This is a genomic window from Janthinobacterium sp. 1_2014MBL_MicDiv, from assembly GCF_001865675.1.
Classification (GTDB): domain Bacteria; phylum Pseudomonadota; class Gammaproteobacteria; order Burkholderiales; family Burkholderiaceae_D; genus Janthinobacterium.
Map to the genome: position 1 here is coordinate 5,119,365 of NZ_CP011319.1, position 18,295 is coordinate 5,137,659.

An 18,295-nucleotide genomic window follows, 5' to 3' on the forward strand; every position below is an offset into this window, starting at 1 on the left:
ACCTCTATTTGCCGCCACTATGCATCAAACGGAATATGTATGGCAAATACCATTTTTCTTGCCTATTTATACAATTCAAATATAAATGGCCGATATTATAGTCGAGACAAGCACTCGCCTGCCAGCCGCGTCGACGCCCTTGCAATGCCCGGAAAATGCTTGCATACAAGCTCCATACGACCACGTTTCGCGAACGTTGGGCATGCGCTTGACACCAGGCAGACAAATGTTTACAGTTTCGGACAAATGTTTAAACCTTTTGCGAAACCCCGTGACCGATACAAATAAAAAAGACCAGCTGTACACGCTGATCCGCAACAATCCCTTCATCTCGCAGCAGGACCTGGCGAGCGAGCTGGGCTTATCGCGCTCGGCCGTCGCCGGCCATATCGCCGGACTGATCCGTGAACGCCGGCTGCTGGGACGCGCCTATGTGCTGCCCGACAGCCGCCCCGTGCTGTGCATAGGCGCCGCCAACCTCGACCGCAAGATGCGTACCCTGGCCACCTTGCAGATGGGCACATCGAACCCTGTCAGCTCGGAAGAGGTGTTTGGCGGCGTGGGCCGCAACATCGCGGAAAACCTGGCCCGATTGTCGATCCCCGTGGCCTTGCTGACGGCGCTGGGCGACGACGCGGCCGGCCACGCCCTGCAGACGCATGCGGAAGACGCCGGCATCGACATGCGCGGCAGTTTGCATTTAAGCAATACCAGCAGCGGCACCTACACGGCCGTGCTGGACGAACATGGCGAAATGCTGCTGGCAATGGCCAACATGCAACTGTATGAACAGCTGACCCCCGCCTTCCTGCACAGCCGCCAGCCGCAGCGCGCGGCCGCCGCGCTCACCGTGTGCGACCTGAACCTGGGCCACGACAGCGTGCAGGCGCTCCTGGCCGATGCGCGCCAGGATGACAGCCAGGGCCGCAGCCCGGCTGCGCCGCTGGTCATCGTCGCCGTCTCGCAGCCGAAGATGGCGCACCTGCCGCAAGACCTGACGGGCTTGCACTTGCTGATCCTGAACCGGGGCGAACTGGAAACGCGCGTGGCGCGGGCCTTGCCGACGGCAGCCGACCTGCGCGCCGCCTGCCGCGACGTGCAGCGCCAGGGTGCGCGCCAGGTGATCGTCACCTGCGGCGGCGAAGGCGTGTACTTCACGGATGGCGACAGCCTGGACGCGCCGATCCTGCACCTGGCCGCGCGCGAAGTGGCCGCCGTCGACGTGACGGGCGCCGGCGACGCGTTTTCCGCCGCCGTCTGCTGGTCGCTGTACCACGACAGCGGCGACCTGAAGCTGGCGTGCCGGCGCGGCCTGAAGCTGGCCGCCATGACCCTTGAATCCGATGCCACCGTATCGCCGCTGATTTCGGCCGGCGCGCTCGACGATATCGACGACGCCGACCTGGCGCCACCCCCTCCTACCCTCTTTCAACAGGACTGAAACATGACTCAATTGAATAGCTTCCTCTCGTTCTCGCAAGAAGTACTCGACGCGCGCGCCGCCGGCAAGGCCATCGTGGCGCTGGAATCGACCATCATTTCGCACGGCATGCCGTATCCGCAAAACGTGGAAATGGCGCGCGAAGTGGAACAGATCATCCGCGACGGCGGCGCCGTGCCGGCCACCATCGCCATCATCGACGGCAAGATCTGCGTCGGCCTGTCGCCCGAGCAGCTGGAATTGCTGGGCACCTCGCCCGACGCCATGAAGGTCAGCCGCCGCGACCTGCCGTTCGTCCTGTCGCAGGGCAAACTGGGCGCCACCACCGTGGCCGCCACCATGATCTGCGCGGAACTGGCCGGCATTGCCGTGTTCGTCACGGGCGGCATCGGCGGCGTGCACCGCGGTGCCGAAACGAGCTTCGACATTTCCGCCGACTTGCAGGAACTGGCGCAAACGTCCGTCGCCGTCGTCTGCGCGGGCGTGAAATCCATCCTCGACATCGGCCTGACCCTGGAATACCTGGAAACCCACGGCGTGCCCGTCATCAGCGTGGGCCAGGAAGGGTTTCCTGCCTTCTTCACGCGCGAAAGCGGCTACAAGGCCGATTTCCGCCTCGACACGCCAGCCGAACAGGCGGCCTTCATCGGCACCAAGTGGCAGCTGGGCCTGAAAGGCGGCGTGATCGTCAGCAATCCCGTGCCGGCCGAGCAGGCGATGCCGAAAGAGGAAATCGACGCGATCACCACGCAGGCACTGCAGGAAGCGGACGCGGGCGGCGTGAAGGGCAAGCAGGTCACGCCATTCCTGTTGTCGCGCATCAAGCAGCTGACGGACGGCCGCAGCCTGGCAACGAATATCGCCCTCGTCAAGCACAATGCCCAGGTCGGCACGGCACTAGCCATTGCCATGCAGGCAGTGGTGGCACGATAATAGGACTGCTGTAAAGAAAGCGCGCGCGCCTTTACCGGTCCGCGCGCCGTTCCATCGCCAAGCACCGCGCAACGCCAAGGAAAGCATGTCCATCGATCTGAAACAGTTAAAGTATTTTCTTGCCGTCGCCGAGGAGAAAAGCTTCAGCCGCGCCGCCGAGCGCCTGCATATCTCGCAGCCGCCCCTGAGCCAGCAGATCATGAAACTGGAAAGCGAACTGGGCGTGCGCCTGTTTGCGCGCACCACGCGCACCTTCGAGCTGACCGTGGCGGGCAAGGCGCTGATGAACGAGGCGGCCGACCTGCTGGCGAAGATGCGCATGACCATCGACACCATCCGCCAGATCGACCGCGGCGAAGTGGGCCGCTTGCGCGTGGGCATCGTCGGCTCGGCCATGTGGGGCCCCATTCCCAGCCTGCTGGAAGAATTCCAGACCAAATTTCCCCGCGTCACCTGGACCATCCACGAATTCGGCCCGACAGTGCAATACGAGGCGCTGCGCGCCAAGCAGATCGACGTGGGCTTCTGGCGCGAACCCAAGCTCAACGATGACGACTTGCGCCACGACAACCTGCGCCAGGAACTGTGCTTCCGCGAAAACGTGTGCGTGGCCGTCAACGAACACCATCCGCTGGCCAAGAACACGGCGATCGAACTGATCGACATCGCCCACGAACCGATGCTGACCCTCAACCTGGACAAGTCCGCCTTTCCCCGCTACCTGGTGCAATGCTGCGTGAATGCCGGCTTCGAACCGGTGATCTTCCAGGAAGCGAGCGAACCGCAAACCCTGCTGGCCATGGTCGGTGCCGGACTGGGCGTGACCCTGGTGCCGGAAACGACGAGCCGCATCGGCTGGCCCGGTGTCGTGTTTCTGCCGATCAAGACCAATCCGCCGTCGGCCAACCTGTATATCAGCTACACCACGCTCGACGACGCTCCTGTCGTGCGGGCCTTCCTGAACATACTCAATCCCCCAGCCGCCTGAAAACGCGAACAAAACCCGCTGCGCGTCGCAGGTCGCGGCCTCCGATGCTCACGGTGCTCACGCACAGTTCCGCTTCCCGCGCCGCAGGCCACGGTTTTGTCATGCGTTCTTAAAACCTATTTATATGTGATTCATATAAATACATAAACAAAAACGTATTTGTCATACATATCTGGCATGATGCATAGTGATTCGGACGCCCATCGCGGCGCCCTCACTGTGCTTGCCTTGCCCGTCATGCGCTTCTGCTGACGCTGCATTCCTGCCAGTCCTGGCGCCCCCATTCGATGTTGTAAATATAAAAGAGACGCGGCGCGACTGTTGCATGATCAGCACAGCATGGCCACAAAAGCATCGGGGAGCAGCAATGTTCTTGTGCTATACAGTGCAATGTTGATAAGGAACCATCTCCTCATGCATGAAAAACAGGCTAAATCGGCCCCAAATTATATGTTTCACCTATAAAAAATATACAATATCGATCTTCCAGGAGCCAATTCATGAAACTTACACAATTTAGTTTGACGATCGCAGCCGTATTTCTGACTGCTCAAGCGTCCGCGGCTACCCCAAAACTGGGTGTCGTGTATGACGCGGGCGGCAAGTTCGACAAGTCGTTCAACCAATCCGCTTTCGAAGGCGCATCGCGCTTCAAAAAAGACACGGGCATTTCCTTCATCGAAGTGCAGGCATCGAGCGATACGCAGGCCGAGCAAGTCATGCGTGGCCTGGCCCGCAAGAAACTCGACATGATCGCCGCCATCGGCTTTGCGCAAACGCAAGCCGTGCAAAAGGTCGCCAAGGAGTTTCCGAACGTGAAATTCGTGCTGATCGACGGCCAGGCCGCCGGCAGCAACGTCAATTCCGTCGTCTTCAAGGAAGAAGAAGGCTCCTACCTGGTGGGCGTGGCCGCGGCCATGGCCAGCAAGAGCAAGAAAGTCGGCTTCATCGGCGGCATCGATATTCCATTGATCCGCAACTTCGCCTGCGGCTACGCGCAAGGCGTCAAGGCCGTGAACACGAAGGCGGAAATCACGCAAAACATGGTCGGCACCACGTCCGGCGCCTGGAATGACCCGGCCAAGGGTGGCGAACTGGCCCGCTCGCAATTCGAGCGCGGCGTCGATGTCGTCTTCGCCGTCGCTGGCGGCAGCGGCATGGGCACCCTGCAGATGGCCAAGGAAAAAGGCAAGCTGGCGATCGGCGTCGATTCGAACCAGAACCACCTGTATCCAGGCAGCATCCTGACCTCGATGGTCAAGCGCGTCGACAACACGGTCTACGACAGCTTCATGCAAGTCAAGAACGGCACCTGGAAGGGCGGCGTCAGCTATAAAGGCTTGAAAGAAGGCGGCGTGGACTGGGCACTCGACGCCAACAACCGCAAGCTGATCACGCCGGAAATCGAGAAGCGCGTGTTGGGTGCGCGTAAGGACATTATCGATGGCAAGATCAAAGTGATCGATTACCGCGTCGGCAGCAGCTGCCCGGTTTAATTTTTCTCCGTATCTTTTAGCGCGCCGCCGGGGCCTGTCTCCGCGCGGCGCGTTTCCATGAAACTATCCAGTTATGAACCTATGCAGCCAGCAGTAGAATTTCGCAGCATTTCCAAGCAATTTGGACATGTGAAGGCGAACGCCGACGTCAGCTTCTCCATCGCCAAGGGCAGTATCCATGGCCTGGTGGGGGAAAACGGCGCCGGCAAATCGACCTTGATGAGCATCCTGTACGGGTATTACCGTGCCGACGGCGGAGAAATCTTGCTCGACGGAAAAGTACAGCCTATCCGCAACAGCCAGGAAGCGATCAATCTCGGCATTGGCATGGTGCACCAGCATTTCATGCTGGTCGAGAACTTCACCGTCCTCGACAATATCATGCTGGGCACGGAAGGCGGTTTTCGTTTGGCCAGCCACCGCGCCGAAGCGGAAGCCCAGCTGCGCGACATTTGCGCGCGCTACCGCCTCGACGTCGACCCGCTGGCGAAGATCGAAGACCTGTCCGTGGGCGCGCAGCAGCGCGTGGAAATCCTCAAGCAGATTTACCGCAGCGCCAATATCCTGATCCTCGACGAGCCGACGGCCGTGCTGACGGCGCAGGAAACAGCGTCGCTGTTTGAAATCCTGCGCCTGTTCAAGGAACAGGGCAAGACCATCATCCTGATCACGCACAAGCTGCAAGAGATCCTGGAAATCACCGACAACGTCACCGTCATGCGCGGCGGCACGGTGGTGGGCGCCGTGACGACAAACGGCACCTCGAAAGAGGAACTGGCCAACATGATGGTGGGCCGCCCCATCCAGAGCCATCTGCCGCGCGCGCCGTACAATCCGGGCGCCACGGTGCTGGAAGTCGACGGTCTGCAGCTGGCCGACGAGCAGCAGGTGAAATTGCTGGCCGACATAGGCTTCAATTTGCGCGCCGGCGAAATCGTCGCCATCGCGGGCGTGTCCGGCAATGGCCAGAGCGAACTGCTGGAAATCCTCTCGGGCATGCGTTTGCCGACCTCGGGCAAGCTGCGCTTCCTCGACAAGGATTTGCCGTTTGGCAAGCGCCACGATGCCGACGGCTTGCCGCTGGCCTTCCGCGAGCTGGGCATCGCCCACATTCCGGAAGACCGCTTGCGCGATGGCGTGGTGAAAAATTTCTCCGTCATGCAGAACACCATCCTCGGCTATCAGGACAGGCTGAAGAACCGCTGGGGCCTGTTCAACTTCAAGGCCATCGGCGCGCGCTGCGCGGAACTGCTGAAGACCTTCGACGTGCGGCCGGCCAATCCGGACCTGCGCATCGGCCTGTTGTCGGGCGGTAACCAGCAAAAGGTGGTGATCGCGCGCGAAGTGCTGGCGCAGCCGAAACTGATGCTGGTGGGCCAGCCCACGCGCGGCGTCGACATCGGCACCATCGAGAGCATCCATACGCAATTGCTGGCCCTGCGCGACGCAGGCGTGGCGATCCTGCTGGTGTCGGTCGAACTGGAAGAAGTGCGGGCGCTGGCCGACCGCATTCTCGTCATGTGCGGCGGGCGCATCACCGGCGAACTGAAAATTGAAGAATTCGATACCACCCGCATCGGTCTGTTGATGGGGGGAATGCATAAATCATGAATAACGACTTGCCACGCTGGGCGACAGCCTTTGTCATGCCCATGTTAAACCTGCTGTCGGCCTTGCTGGTCGCGGCACTGGTGATTTATATGCTGGGCGAAGACCCGGCCGAATCGCTGTCCATCCTCGTCAACAGCGCCCTGCTCAATCCGGAAGGCTTGAGCTATACGCTGTTCTACGCCAGTACCTTCATCTTCACGGGCCTGTCGGTCTCCGTGGCGATGCAGGCCGGCCTGTTCAATATCGGCAGCGAAGGCCAGATGTATATCGGCGGCCTGGGCTTGACGGTAGCCATGCTGGCCTTCGACCAGACCCTGCCCGCCTGGCTCCTGATTCCGGCGGCCATGATCGGCGCCGCCCTGTTCGGCGCGCTGTGGGGCTTTTTGCCCGGCTACCTGCAAGCGAAGCGCGGCAGCCATATCGTCGTCACCACCATCATGTTCAACTTCATCGCCGCCAGCCTGATGAACTTCGTGATCGTGAAATACCTGATACCGCCGGGCGAGCAGAACACGGCCAGCCGCGTCTTCGCGGAAAGCGGCGAAATGCCGCGCCTGAATACCTGGTTCCCGTCCTTGGGCGACACGCCGCTGAACGTCAGCTTCCTGCTGGCGATCGCCGCGCTGGTCATCTATGGCGTGATGGTGTGGCGCTCGTCGTGGGGCTTCAAGCTGCGCGCCACGGGCCTCAACAAGCATGCGGCCCACTATGCGGGCGTGTCGATCAGCAAGATGATCATCATCGTCATGCTGATCTCGGGCGCCCTGGCCGGCTTGGGTTCCGTCAATTCCATCATGGGGTCGACGCATTATCTGTCGCTCAACTTCGTCGGTGGCGCCGGTTTCATCGGCATCGCCATCGCCCTGATGGGCCGCCAGCATCCGGTCGGCATCTTCCTGTCGGCCGTGCTGTTCGGCGCCCTGATCCAGGGTGGCTTCGACTTGTCGCTGGAAAAACCGAATATCCCGACGGAAACCTTCATTTTCATCCAGGGCTTGATCATCCTGTTCTGCGGCGCAATGGAAAACTTCTACGCACCGGCCATTTCCGCCCTGCTCAAGCGCACCAAAGGCTAACACCATGACACTCGACGACTTTCATTTCGCCAGCATCCTGGTATCGACCGTGCGCAATGCGCCGGTCCTGATCTTTGCCGCCATGGCCGGCCTGTTCGCCGAACGCAGCGGCATGATCGACATCGGCCTGGAAGGCAAGATCCTGGCCAGCGCCTTCGCTTCCGCCGCCGTGGCCTACACGACGCAAAACCCGTACTACGGCATGGCCGCCGGCATGCTCGTCTGCGTCGCCCTGGCCCTGCTGCAGGCGTATGTCAGCATCACGCAAAAGGGCAACCAGCTGGTGGCCGGCATGGCGATCAATATCGCCATGAGCGGGCTGACCTTTGTTCTGGCGCAGTTCTTTTTCCAGCAAGGCGGCCGCACGCCCGACCTCGGTTCCGCGCGCCTGTTCGACGTCGTCTTGCCGGGCACGCAGTACGTGGAGCACATCCCCTTCATCGGCTGGGTGTATGCCCATTTGATCGGCGGCCATTCCATCCTCGTGTATGTGGCATTCCTGCTGATCCCGCTCGTGCACTGGCTGCTGTACCACACGCGTTTCGGCCTGCGCCTGCGCGCCTGCGGCGAAAACCCGCACGCGGCCGACTCGGCCGGCGTCAGCGTGGAAGCGACGCGCTACATGGCCATGCTGGTGGCCGGCATCCTGTGCTCGTTCTCGGGCGCCTATCTGGCCATCGTGCAAAGCGGCTTCTTCCTGCGCGACATGTCGGCCGGTGCCGGCTACCTGGCCCTGACGGCCATGGTGTTCGGCAACTGGCGTCCCGTCTACACCTTCCTCGGCTGCCTGATGTTCGGCTTCTTCGCCGCCATCCAGATCCAGATCGAAGGCGTGGACTTGCCTGTCGTCGGCCGCATCCCCGGCTCGCTGATCCAGATGGTGCCGTATGTGGTCACCGTGATCGTGCTGGCCGGCTTGATGGCGAAATCCATCGCGCCGAAGGCCATCGGCATTCCGTTCGTCAAGTCGCGCTAAGTTTCAATGCGCGGACAACAAAGCGAAGCCCGCGGGCTTCGCTTTTTTTACGCCTGTGGAATCTCGTCCGGCGAGAAATACACGGGCAGGCCCAGGCCGCGCGCCACATCCACCATCTGGTCGGCGCCCCGGGACGCGCCGCCCATGCGCAGCACGGCATCGCAATGCGTGAGCAGCCGCGCCGCGTGCGCGTGGAACAGTTCCTCATACACGCCATCGCCCACCTGGCTTGAACCGGCCAGCGCCAGCATGGGCAAGGCCAGCCATTCGCCGAGCACGGGCAAGTGCCCGGCCGCATACAGCGGCAAACATAGCTCTTCCATGGCCGCCACATTGCGCTGCATCAAGACGGGATCGTCGCCCGTGCCCGAGCGATAGGGACCGGCAATGAGGATCTGCAGCCCCCGTTTGCGCGGCATCAAGTGCAGTTGCGCATGCTGCAGCAGCATGATGGTCTTGCCGTCACAGATGCGGCCGTCCGCCACCATCTGCATCGCTTGCGCCAGCGGCAGCTCCAGCACGTCGATATCTTCGCCCTCGTGCGCCAGGCCGCCGCCAGCGCCGATACGGCTCGACGGATCGTACTCGGCAACGAAGAAATGCAGGCGCTCCGTCACGGAACCCGGGCTCATGAAAGCCTCGAAGACCTTGCCCACGTCGCCCACCCGGTAGCCGGTTTCCTCCTCCACCTCGGCGCGGATGCGCTGTTCCGCGCTGGCCTGTTCCAGCAAGCCGGCCGCCGCCTCGATGAGGAAGCCGTCGTGTCCATCGCGGTAGGTGGGAAAGCGAAACTGGCGGATCAGGATCACCGTGCGCCGTTCCTTGTTGTAGAGCAGGATGGTGACGCCATCGCCACGGTCATAGGTTTCCCGCGTCTGCGTCTGCCACTGGCCGTCGCGGCGCAGGTAGTCGAACGTGGTCTTTTGCAACAGATACCAGTCGTGCGACAGGGTCTGCACGTGCTGGATGCGCACCCTTTCCTGCCCCGGATTGTCTTCGCGCATGTCGTCTCCTTGTTGTGCTTGCGTTAGCCGACTTTATCATGCAAACTCGTGCAACATCAAGAATTAACAAGAAAAATCATGCTGACACATCAACGCAAACAGTATTTGCTGGACCTGCTCCAGCGTGAGGGACAGATCGTCGCCAAGGCCGTCAGCGACGCCCTGGGATTATCGGAAGACACCATCCGCCGCGACCTGCGCGAGCTGGCGAAAGAGGGATTGCTGGAACGCGTGCATGGCGGCGCCCTGCCCTTGCTGCCCCGTTCGCCCGCGCTGGCGCCGTTTGCGGGCCGCGTACAGATGTCAGCCGAAGCCAAGCCCGCCATCGGCCGCGCGGCGGGCGCCATGATACAGGCGGGGCAAGTGGTGTTTATCGATGGCGGCACGACCGCGGTGCAGCTGGCGCGCCAGCTGCCGCGAGAATTGCGCGCCACCGTGGTCACGCACAGCCCCTCGATTGCAGTCGAGCTCGTCAATCATCCATCGATCGAGGTAGTGATGCTGGGCGGGCGCCTGTACAAGCATTCGATCGTCGGCGTGGGCGCGGCCACCGTGGAAGCCATCGGCCGCATCCGCGCCGACCTGTATTTCATGGGCGTGGCCGGCCTGCATCCGCAAGCGGGCATCACCACCGGAGACTATGAGGAAGCGTGTGTCAAGCGCGCCCTGAGCGAGGCGTCGGCCCGCACCATCGTGCTGGCCTCGCCGGAAAAGCTGAATACCGCCTCGCCGTTCCAGATCGCGCCGTTGAGCCAGGTCAGCGATATCGTCGTGCAGCGCGACATGGAGGACACGCTGCTGGCGCCGTACCGCGAGATGGGCATAGTTGTGACATTGGCGTGAATTAGCGGACTCAAGCTGAAATGCTCACGCCTATGAGCAGCAAGGAAAGCATCCTCACTAAGAAATAATTTCCAAAGATCAAATTAACTTAAACCGCCTATGCGGTGCAAACGACGCGAAGAATAGCCGGATTTATCCTCCACAGTATCGTAACAATAGATAGACGCCGTCTTTCCGGATGCATACAGGGTCAGCACCAAAGCATAAAGATTCTTCTCTTCAGGCATAACATGGCAATACAGGCCGTTCGATAGCTTGACCACGATGGGACTCGCATCCTGCCACACGATGACTTCCTTGATACTGACAGGCTCGCCCGCTGGAGTCCAGGCATAGGCAGCGCTACTCAATGCCAGCAAGGCCAATACGCAGATGCGTTTAATAACTTTATTCACTGTCAATCCTGTTTGTTAAGTAATAATCCGGAAATTATTACATTTGCAATTCGATAGATCAAATCAAATGCATGGGCTGAGCAAGAAAACCGCCAGGGCAGCGATTTTCCATGCATCTGCATTTCACGGCCAAATAGCCTGTAACAACGCAGCCAAGTGATAGCCGCCATGAATCAGCTGCTGCTTCGCCAGCGCCGAGCTGGGCACGGGATAATTGTCCGGCACCGTCAAGGCCCACACATTGTAGGCCTCGCCCTTGCGGCTGGTCTGCTGCGTGGCCGGGCCCGCCACCACGTCCGCGTAGGCCACTTTCGAGGCGGCCAGCGATGCATCGGCCCATTGATACGGCCACGTGACGGGGTCGCCAGTATTGCGGCTCACGTCAGGCCCGCTGGCAATCACCGTCCTGGCGAATTGCTGCGGCGTGCGCGTGCTCAGGCGGCGCATGGCGTAATCGACCACCGTGCTGTCCCAGTACGAATGCAGGGGCTTGGTGGGCGACTTCGGATAGGCGCTGGCCGGCTTGGCCGCGCCATCCTCGGCCGGCAGCGGCGCGGGAATCACGGCGTCCGACAGCGCCGTCAGCTTCGCATCGTCGAGCAGCAGGTCGTTGCCGCCGCGCGCATTGAAGATCGCCACGTCGTCAATCTGCGCCTGGGTGGCGGGCACGAAAAACTGGCCATCCTTGCCGACAAAGGCGTTACCCACATGCAAAGGCTGGTGGATATCGCCCACCAGGTGCGTGATCAGGATCAAGGCTTCGCGCTGGCTGAAACGGTGCGGATTGCTGGCCGCATCATCCTTGCCCTGCAACACCAGAATCGCCTGTTTCAACGTCTGCACGATGTCGTCGTCAGCCGTGCCCACGCCATGGTCGTGGTAATGCTCGTTCTGGAAAGGCACGTTCGTGTAATGGTATTCGCCATGCTTCGGGTTCGCCGCCACATACGTCAGCATTTCCGCCGATTGCGGGCCGCAATACGTGCCCTTCACGCAATCGGGCCAGTTGGCAATCTTTTCCAGGCTTTCGCCGGGCAGCAGCAATTTGGCAATTGCCGCCTGAGCAGCGCTGCCTTTGAGCAATTGATCGGCGATGGCGCCGACGGCGCGGTGGCCGTCATTGCCCCAGGCCAGCACATTGCCGGAGGAGAAAGCGGCGCCCAGTGCCAGCACCGTGAGTAATTTTTTCATGCTCACTCCTTCGCTTGCGGCGCCGCTTTCGCCGGTTTCGGATACTGCTTGTTGATGTCGATAGGCTGCGCATACACCGAGCTCCACGTCTGCTCGTGCAGCGCGGCAATACGCTGCGCCATGGCGTCGTTGCGCAGCACCACTTCCAAGTTGCGCGACAAGTCGAAATAGCCGCCCGCCCAGTTGCTCGTGCCGACCCAGGCCAGCTTGCCGTCGATGCTCATGGTCTTGCTGTGGATCACGCGCGCGAACGGAATGAAGCCCGTCGATGCCGTCGGCAAGGTGACGATGCGGATTTCCACGTTCGGCACCAGGGCCAGGCTTTTCAGGTAGGCGATGGCCGGCGCTTCCGTGTTCCAGGCGGACACCATCAGCTTGATCTTCACGCCGCGCTGGGCGGCCGCGCGCACGGCGTTGTCGATCACGGCGTAATACGGACGCGTGCGGTTCGGACCGTAGGACAGCGGCGCATAGTCGAGCAGCTGGATGCGCACCTCGCTTTTCGCTTCCGCCAGCAAGGCCGGCAAACCCGTTTCCGAATCGCCCACGCCGGCCGGGTTGTACGCATTCGGGCTGGCCAGCAAAAACGCGTTTTGCGCGTAATTGGCCGGCACCACCTTGCTGTTGAGTACCGTGGCGCGGCTGCCTTGCGACGTCAGGGCCTGGGCTTGCCAATCCTGCTCGAAGATGGCTTGCACCTGGCCGACCATGGCAGGCTCCGTGATTTTCAAGCCCGTTTCATGGATGTGCTCGAACGAGCGCCAGTCGAAATTCTGGCTGCCGATGTAGGCCACCTGGCCGTCGACGGCCAGGTATTTCGCGTGCACGATGCCGTTGCCCGTGACTTTATTGAAATCGATGAGGCGCAAGTCCAGGTTCGGAATCGCCTTGATCTGCGCGATGGTTGCCGCTTCCGACAGGCCCACGCCCTTCTGGTCGAGCAGGAAGCGGATCTTCACGCCGCGCTGGCCGGCCGCCGTCAGGCTGGCCAGCACTTTTTCAAATGCCGTACCCGGTTTGCTGACGGCATAGAACTGGGCGATGACGATCTCTTTTTTGGCCCCGTCGAACAGCTCGCTCCATACGGTGACCGGTTCGCGCAGGTCGGGATTGGTCAGCGTGGTTTCCACGGGCGAAGTGTGCACGAGCTCAAAGCCGGGAATCGTGAAATCGGCGTGGGCCGTGCCCGCGAACAGGCTGGAAAGTAGAACGGAAACAAATAAGCGACGCATGGTTTTTCCTTGAAAGTATTAGTTGACGCGCACGATGCGGCCTGCCGCCGTGGCGCTGCCCGCAGGCTTGCCGGCGCGCGCGCGCGAAATCAGGTAATCGCTGAAGGCGTCGATATCGCGCACGCCCGTATCGAGACGGCGCGTGCCGGCTGCCAGCACGGTGAAGCGGTCGCCGCCGCCGGCGAGGAAACTGTTGGCGGCGACACGGTATTGTTGATTATCGTCAATAGGGCTGCCATTCAGCATGATGCTACCCGGCAGCACGCGCTGGCCTTGCGGCTGCGTGCTGTCCCAGCGATAACTGAATCCTTCCGAAACTTGCAGCAGATTGCCATCTTCGGCCACCGCGCCCGGCCATTGCTGCTCGAGCAAGGTACGGATTTGCGCGCCGGACAGGCTGACGACGATCAGCGTATTGCCGAACGGCACCACGGCCTGGTTCTGCCCCACATTCGTCATCAGGTCGGCGCCCGCTTCCAGATCCCTGCGGATGCCGCCATTATTCATCAGGCCAATTTGTGCACCGGCAGCGCGCGCGCCAAACAGGGTGCTGTCGGCCACCAGGTCGCCCAGCGCGGAAGCGCCGCTGCCCTTGGTGCTGCGGCCTACCGTCGGCACGGCGATGGCCGCCACGGGACGCGACAGTTCCTGCGCGCTGCGCTGCTTCACCGATTCCAGGTAGGCGCTGACGGCCGGGTCCGGTTCATACATGCCCGGCAGCATGACGACGTTTTGCGCGCTGGCGTCGATCACGGCGTTCTTCACAGGATCGACCTTGAGCTTGATGCGCGTCAACATGTGTCCGCCCATCTGTGCTTGCGTCACCATGCGGCCATCGACACGGCACAGATAACCCTGGTGCGAATGGCCGCTGACGACCAGCTGGATGGCGGGATCGAGACGTTTCACCACGTCGATCACCTCGCCCTTGAGGCCGCTGCAATCGGGCTGATCGACGGCTTCCTTCGTTTCGCCGCCCTGGTGCAGCAGCACGACGAACACGCCCACGCCCTGTGCCCGCAGCTGCGGCAAGGTGGCGTTGATGGCGTCCGCTTCATCGCCGAACTGCAGGCCGGCAATGCCGGCGGCCGTCACCACGGACGGCGTATCCTTCAGCACGGCGCCGATCAAGCCCACCTTGACGCCATGCGCCTCTTCGATGCGGTAGGCCGGCAGCAGGGACTTGCCCGTCTGCGTATCGATGACATTGGCCGCCATATAGGTGTAGCTGGCGCCCTGGAAATCGGGCGTGAACTTGCACGCCTTGTCGGCGCGCGAGGACTCGCAGCCGCCGCGCTGCTGGCGCAGCAATTCCGCCTTGCCCTGGTCAAATTCGTGGTTGCCGACGGAACTGGCCTTCATGCCCAGCATGTTCATGGCCACGATGCTGGGCTCATCGGCCCACAGCGCCGACATGGCGGGACTGGCGCCGACCAGGTCGCCATTGCCGACAAAGATCAGCTGCGCATCTTCCTTGCGCCATGCCGCCAAGGCGCCGGACAGGGTATCGATGCCGCCCGCCTGCACCGTCTTGCGGACAGGGTCGGCGGCACTGGTATAGCTAAATTTGCTGCGGTCGAGGTTGCCATGAAAATCGTTCAGGGCGACCAGGTTCACTTCAATCGGGCCGCTCGGCGCAGCCTGCGGCGCGGCAGCGAAATGGCTGCAGGCGGACAGGGTCAGGATCAGGGCCGCGCTGGCGACCGGAGTGCGTAGGAAGTGAGCCATGGAATGATATTTATTGAAAAGGGGAAAGAGTAAACCATCTTGCGTATAAAAAAAACGGCTGGTGTCGCCACCAGCCGTTTTTTAGTTTGCCAAGCTACGAGGCAAGGACGAGATTAGAACTCGTACTTGATCGTTGCTTGCAGTGCCCATTGCGATTCGCCCTTGGCTTGGCGCGTTTCCGTGCCTTCAACCGTGGCGCGGGTGTTGTAGACGTACTTGCCGTTTTCCATACCCACATAGTCAACGAAGCTGCGTACCTGACCGCCAGCCGATTGGAAGGCCACTTCATTGATGCGGCCCCATTTACGGTTGAGCATGTTGCCAAAGTTCAAGATATCGAAGGTAAAGATACCTTTGTTACCTTTGAAGAAGCCTGGGATTTCCTGGCTCAGACGCACGTCGAAACTGTTGGTCCATGGTGCGAAGCTTTCGTTACGGCCAATCACGCCGCCCTTGGCTTTGCGCAGGTCGCCATTGGCGTTGACGACTTTCCAGAACGCTGCCTCATTGGCGGCGCGGGCTGCTGCCGTGGCGCCAGCGAAGACCACTTCGCCCGAACCTGGCGCGCTAGGAATGTACATCAAGTCATTGCCGCCCAGGCCATCACCGTTCAAGTCATTGTTGATGGTCCAGCTGTATGGCTTGCCGCTACGGCCTTCATAGAACAGACCAAACGTGGTCTTGTATTCGCCGAAGAAGCGTTTTTGCCAGTTGACGTTCGCCGTGAAGCGGTCCTTGACCATGTAGTTCGAGTTCGACGCGACGTTTTCGTTCGGATTGAAGACGGCACGGCCGCCCCAGTTCGAGCTCGACGTCGACGACGTCAGCGGCGACACTTCCGTGGCATCGCTGTAGGTGTACGACGAACCCCACGACAGGCCTTCGCGCAGCGGGCTGCGTACCGACAGGGTCAGCACGTTCGACTCGCCCTTGTCCGTGTTCTTGGCCATCAGCACCTGACCGAAGGCGGCATTGCTGCCCGCTTTGGTCAACGCGCTGCAATTGGCACCACCGATCAGACCGCCCGTGGCATTCCAGCACGAGGTCTTGTAAGCGTTCGGGCCATAGTACAGCGGACGACCGTCGCTACCGAAAGCAGTTGGGGCACCCAGGTTCAACTCTTCATAGTAGATCGAGTTCTTGGTTTGCAAGCGCAGGTATTCCGCGCCAACAATCAGGCCCATCCATGGCAACTCATGTTCGAACGCCAGATTGGCTTTCCATACCGACGGTTGCGCCAAGTCCGTGCTCAGGGCATCGACCTTCATGGCGGGAACCACAGCGGCCAGGTTGGTCGGCTGTTTGTTTGGATCCGGATTGAAGAAACCATCGGTGGTCGGGCACGTGCCAGCCGCCGAGGTACACGTGATGTTTTGCGTGACCAGGCCGGTATTCTGGTAAGGATTGCCCAGCCAGACACTGGCAGCGGCGCCCTGGAACAGGCCGAAACCACCACGGAACTGCGTCGGACGTGCCGAATCGAGTTTGTAGTTGAAGCCAACGCGTGGCTGGTACAGGTTCTCGCCATCGATGGTGTGCGAGTTATCGATGCCGAAGCCGCCCGTTTGACGGCCGGTTGGCGTCGTGCGTGCCACGGTTGGCTGGGCTGCCAGCGCATTGTAGATCGGCTTTTCGCCGATACGGGTGCCATCGATGCGCAAGCCGGCCATGACCGTCAGCTGCTTGCTGACATCCCAGCTATCTTGCACGAACAAGCCGATGTTTTTCAGCGAGAACGACGCGATGGCGTCATTCAGCGTGCGGCCAGGTTGCGCCACTTGGTACGAGTACGAACTTGGACGGCCACGGCTGAAGTTCTCCAGCACGGCAGCTTGCAGTTGCGCCGCGGTAGCCGTACCGCAATTGATCGCGCCAAACGAATAGGCAACGGCAGCGCTGCTGTTGATACAACCGAAGGTGTAGTTGCCATTGACGTTTTGCAGGAACGCATTGTAGACGTCGTTCTTGCTGTAATCGGCACCAAACTTCAGTTCGTGGTCACCCAACGCCCAGGTACCGGCGGCATAGAAGTCTTTCGTCTTGGTGCCCAGGACGTTTTTCTGGCGGCTCTGTTCCGTACCGAAGTTCAGGAAGCGGCTACCGGTGGCCAGGCCAGCAGGTGCACCGGCTGGCAGCGCGCCTGTGAACTGCAGGCCCATGGCCGGCAGGAAAGCATTATTTTTCGGCACGCTGTCATAGTCGCGCGTCGATACCTTCACTTCGGTCGAGAACGTCGGCGTCCATTCGGCCGTCCATTGGCCGACCAGGGTTTCCAGGCTCTTTTCCTGGGTGTACCAGTACGAGCTCAGCGACAAACCTGTCGGCGAGAAACCCGTGTAGATCGGCTCGGCTTGCTCTGTCTTGGTGTAACGCAACATCATGCGCTGGCTGTCGGTCAAGTTCCAGTCCAGTTTCAGCAGCTTTTCCTTGGCCGTGAATTCCGAACCGCTAGGAATAGCCGAGCTACCGATATCGAGGCCATATTTATCTTTGGCGATACCGATGGCGCCATCGATGGCCGATTGCGAAATGGCCACGTTGGTCTTGTCGCTGCCGATCGGACCGAAGGCCGGCGCGCCGCGCGAGCTCTTGGTTTCTTCGTAGTTAGCGAACAGGAACAGTTTATCCTGGATCAGTGGGCCGCCCAGGGTGATGCCCTTGGTGGTGTCTTTCGACTTTGGCGGCGCGTAGTACTCACCGGTCGAATCGTTGTAGCGGTCGCCAGCGGTGGTGTCATTGCGGAACACGTAGTAAACGCTGCCCTTGACCTTGTTGGTACCAGACTTGGTCACGGCGTTGATGTTCGCGCCCGTGTAGCCTTTTTGCGTCACGTCATAGTTGGCGACGTTCACCTGGACCGACTGGATCGCCTCGATCGAAATCGGTTGCTTGCCGGTCGCCGTACCGGAGGCTTCCAGGCCGAAGGTGTCATTCACGGCCACGCCGTCAATCGTCATCGAGTTGTAGCGCGAGTTCTGGCCGGCGACGGAGATTTCGCCGCGTTCCTTGTCCGTTTGCGACAGGCGCGGGTCGGCGCGGGCGTAGTCTTGCAGGCTACGGGAGATCGAAGCCTGGGTGGCCAGTTCCGTCGGGCCGATGTTCGTGCCGGCACCCATGTTGCTGCGGTTAAAGATTTGTGCGCGGGCGGCATTGCCAACCACTTTTACCGATTGCATCGGGGCACCCAAGGTCGCATCGACGCTGGCCGTTTCAGCCAGCTGGATGTATACGCCTTCGCGTTTTTCCACTTCGCCGTTCTTGGTGATGGTGATCGTGTAAGGACCGCCAGCGCGCAAGCCGCGTGCAACATAGCGACCTTCCGCATCGGTGGTCACGTTGCTGGCGGAGCCAGATTCAACGTGCACGATGTTAACTTGGGCG

The 18,295-nt window shown here is 61.0% G+C and carries 13 protein-coding genes and 1 pseudogene; 8 read left to right on the forward strand and 6 right to left on the reverse strand.

What is annotated here, in order from left to right; genetic code table 11:
• The first annotated feature begins 271 nt into the window (after positions 1 to 271).
• The 7 genes from YQ44_RS22080 to YQ44_RS22110 all read left to right on the forward strand — a co-directional run bounded on the left by YQ44_RS22080 (position 272) and on the right by YQ44_RS22110 (position 8,521).
• Positions 272 to 1,441 (forward strand): carbohydrate kinase, encoded by a 1,170-nt coding sequence (locus tag YQ44_RS22080; RefSeq protein WP_071325219.1) that lies wholly within the window; start codon positions 272 to 274, stop codon positions 1,439 to 1,441.
• Between the two features lie 3 nt (positions 1,442 to 1,444).
• Entirely contained in the window at positions 1,445 to 2,374 is a 930-nt protein-coding gene (locus YQ44_RS22085; RefSeq protein ID WP_442905850.1) for a pseudouridine-5'-phosphate glycosidase, read from the forward strand.
• Between the two features lie 85 nt (positions 2,375 to 2,459).
• Positions 2,460 to 3,362: a LysR family transcriptional regulator gene (locus tag YQ44_RS22090; protein WP_071325221.1), complete on the forward strand. Its 903-nt coding sequence runs from the start codon at positions 2,460 to 2,462 to the stop codon at positions 3,360 to 3,362.
• Positions 3,363 to 3,862: 500 nt separating this feature from the next.
• Positions 3,863 to 4,858, forward strand: coding sequence for a BMP family lipoprotein (locus YQ44_RS22095; RefSeq protein ID WP_071325222.1), 996 nt, complete (start codon positions 3,863 to 3,865; stop codon positions 4,856 to 4,858).
• Positions 4,859 to 4,939: 81 nt separating this feature from the next.
• Positions 4,940 to 6,469, forward strand: coding sequence for an ABC transporter ATP-binding protein (locus YQ44_RS22100; RefSeq protein WP_071325223.1), 1,530 nt, complete (start codon positions 4,940 to 4,942; stop codon positions 6,467 to 6,469).
• Positions 6,466 to 7,545, forward strand: coding sequence for an ABC transporter permease (locus YQ44_RS22105; RefSeq protein WP_071325224.1), 1,080 nt, complete (start codon positions 6,466 to 6,468; stop codon positions 7,543 to 7,545). The genes YQ44_RS22100 and YQ44_RS22105 overlap by 4 nt, the downstream gene beginning before the upstream one ends.
• 4 nt (positions 7,546 to 7,549) lie before the next feature.
• A complete protein-coding gene (locus YQ44_RS22110) occupies positions 7,550 to 8,521 on the forward strand; it encodes an ABC transporter permease (RefSeq protein WP_071325225.1) in 972 nt (323 codons plus the stop codon).
• A gap of 419 nt (positions 8,522 to 8,940) precedes the next feature.
• On the opposite strand, the pseudogene YQ44_RS29795 reads toward YQ44_RS22110, so the two are convergent.
• Positions 8,941 to 9,525, reverse strand: a pseudogene (locus tag YQ44_RS29795) (NUDIX domain-containing protein); the annotation flags it as partial.
• Between the two features lie 78 nt (positions 9,526 to 9,603).
• Between YQ44_RS29795 and YQ44_RS22120 the strand changes: the two are divergent.
• Positions 9,604 to 10,368, forward strand: coding sequence for a DeoR/GlpR family DNA-binding transcription regulator (locus tag YQ44_RS22120; protein WP_071325227.1), 765 nt, complete (start codon positions 9,604 to 9,606; stop codon positions 10,366 to 10,368).
• An 83-nt stretch (positions 10,369 to 10,451) separates the two neighbouring features.
• On the opposite strand, the gene YQ44_RS29155 is transcribed toward YQ44_RS22120, so the two are convergent.
• From YQ44_RS29155 to YQ44_RS22140, 5 genes are all read right to left on the reverse strand, one after another.
• Complete coding sequence (locus tag YQ44_RS29155) at positions 10,452 to 10,763, reverse strand: hypothetical protein (RefSeq protein WP_156894953.1); 312 nt, start codon at positions 10,761 to 10,763, stop codon at positions 10,452 to 10,454.
• Positions 10,764 to 10,886: 123 nt separating this feature from the next.
• Complete coding sequence (locus YQ44_RS22125; RefSeq protein ID WP_071325228.1) at positions 10,887 to 11,954, reverse strand: S1/P1 nuclease; 1,068 nt, start codon at positions 11,952 to 11,954, stop codon at positions 10,887 to 10,889.
• A gap of 2 nt (positions 11,955 to 11,956) precedes the next feature.
• A complete protein-coding gene (locus tag YQ44_RS22130) occupies positions 11,957 to 13,186 on the reverse strand; it encodes a phospholipase D-like domain-containing protein (RefSeq protein ID WP_071325229.1) in 1,230 nt (409 codons plus the stop codon).
• Positions 13,187 to 13,204: 18 nt separating this feature from the next.
• Positions 13,205 to 14,914, reverse strand: coding sequence for a bifunctional metallophosphatase/5'-nucleotidase (locus YQ44_RS22135; protein ID WP_071325230.1), 1,710 nt, complete (start codon positions 14,912 to 14,914; stop codon positions 13,205 to 13,207).
• Between the two features lie 113 nt (positions 14,915 to 15,027).
• Positions 15,028 to 18,279: a TonB-dependent receptor gene (locus tag YQ44_RS22140; protein WP_335589236.1), complete on the reverse strand. Its 3,252-nt coding sequence runs from the start codon at positions 18,277 to 18,279 to the stop codon at positions 15,028 to 15,030.
• Positions 18,280 to 18,295: the final 16 nt, after the last annotated feature.

What these genes read in the sequence shown, in the direction of transcription:
- YQ44_RS22100 (WP_071325223.1), top strand. Translation starts at nt 4,940, where the DNA reads ATGCAGCCAGCAGTAGAATTTCGCAGCATTTCCAAGCAATTTGGACAT.
- YQ44_RS22105 (WP_071325224.1), top strand. Translation starts at nt 6,466, where the DNA reads ATGAATAACGACTTGCCACGCTGGGCGACAGCCTTTGTCATGCCCATG.
- YQ44_RS22095 (WP_071325222.1), top strand. Translation starts at nt 3,863, where the DNA reads ATGAAACTTACACAATTTAGTTTGACGATCGCAGCCGTATTTCTGACT.
- YQ44_RS22110 (WP_071325225.1), top strand. Translation starts at nt 7,550, where the DNA reads ATGACACTCGACGACTTTCATTTCGCCAGCATCCTGGTATCGACCGTG.
- YQ44_RS22085 (WP_442905850.1), top strand. Translation starts at nt 1,445, where the DNA reads ATGACTCAATTGAATAGCTTCCTCTCGTTCTCGCAAGAAGTACTCGAC.
- YQ44_RS22135 (WP_071325230.1), bottom strand. Translation starts at nt 14,914, where the DNA reads ATGGCTCACTTCCTACGCACTCCGGTCGCCAGCGCGGCCCTGATCCTG.
- YQ44_RS22090 (WP_071325221.1), top strand. Translation starts at nt 2,460, where the DNA reads ATGTCCATCGATCTGAAACAGTTAAAGTATTTTCTTGCCGTCGCCGAG.
- YQ44_RS22125 (WP_071325228.1), bottom strand. Translation starts at nt 11,954, where the DNA reads ATGAAAAAATTACTCACGGTGCTGGCACTGGGCGCCGCTTTCTCCTCC.
- YQ44_RS22130 (WP_071325229.1), bottom strand. Translation starts at nt 13,186, where the DNA reads ATGCGTCGCTTATTTGTTTCCGTTCTACTTTCCAGCCTGTTCGCGGGC.
- YQ44_RS22120 (WP_071325227.1), top strand. Translation starts at nt 9,604, where the DNA reads ATGCTGACACATCAACGCAAACAGTATTTGCTGGACCTGCTCCAGCGT.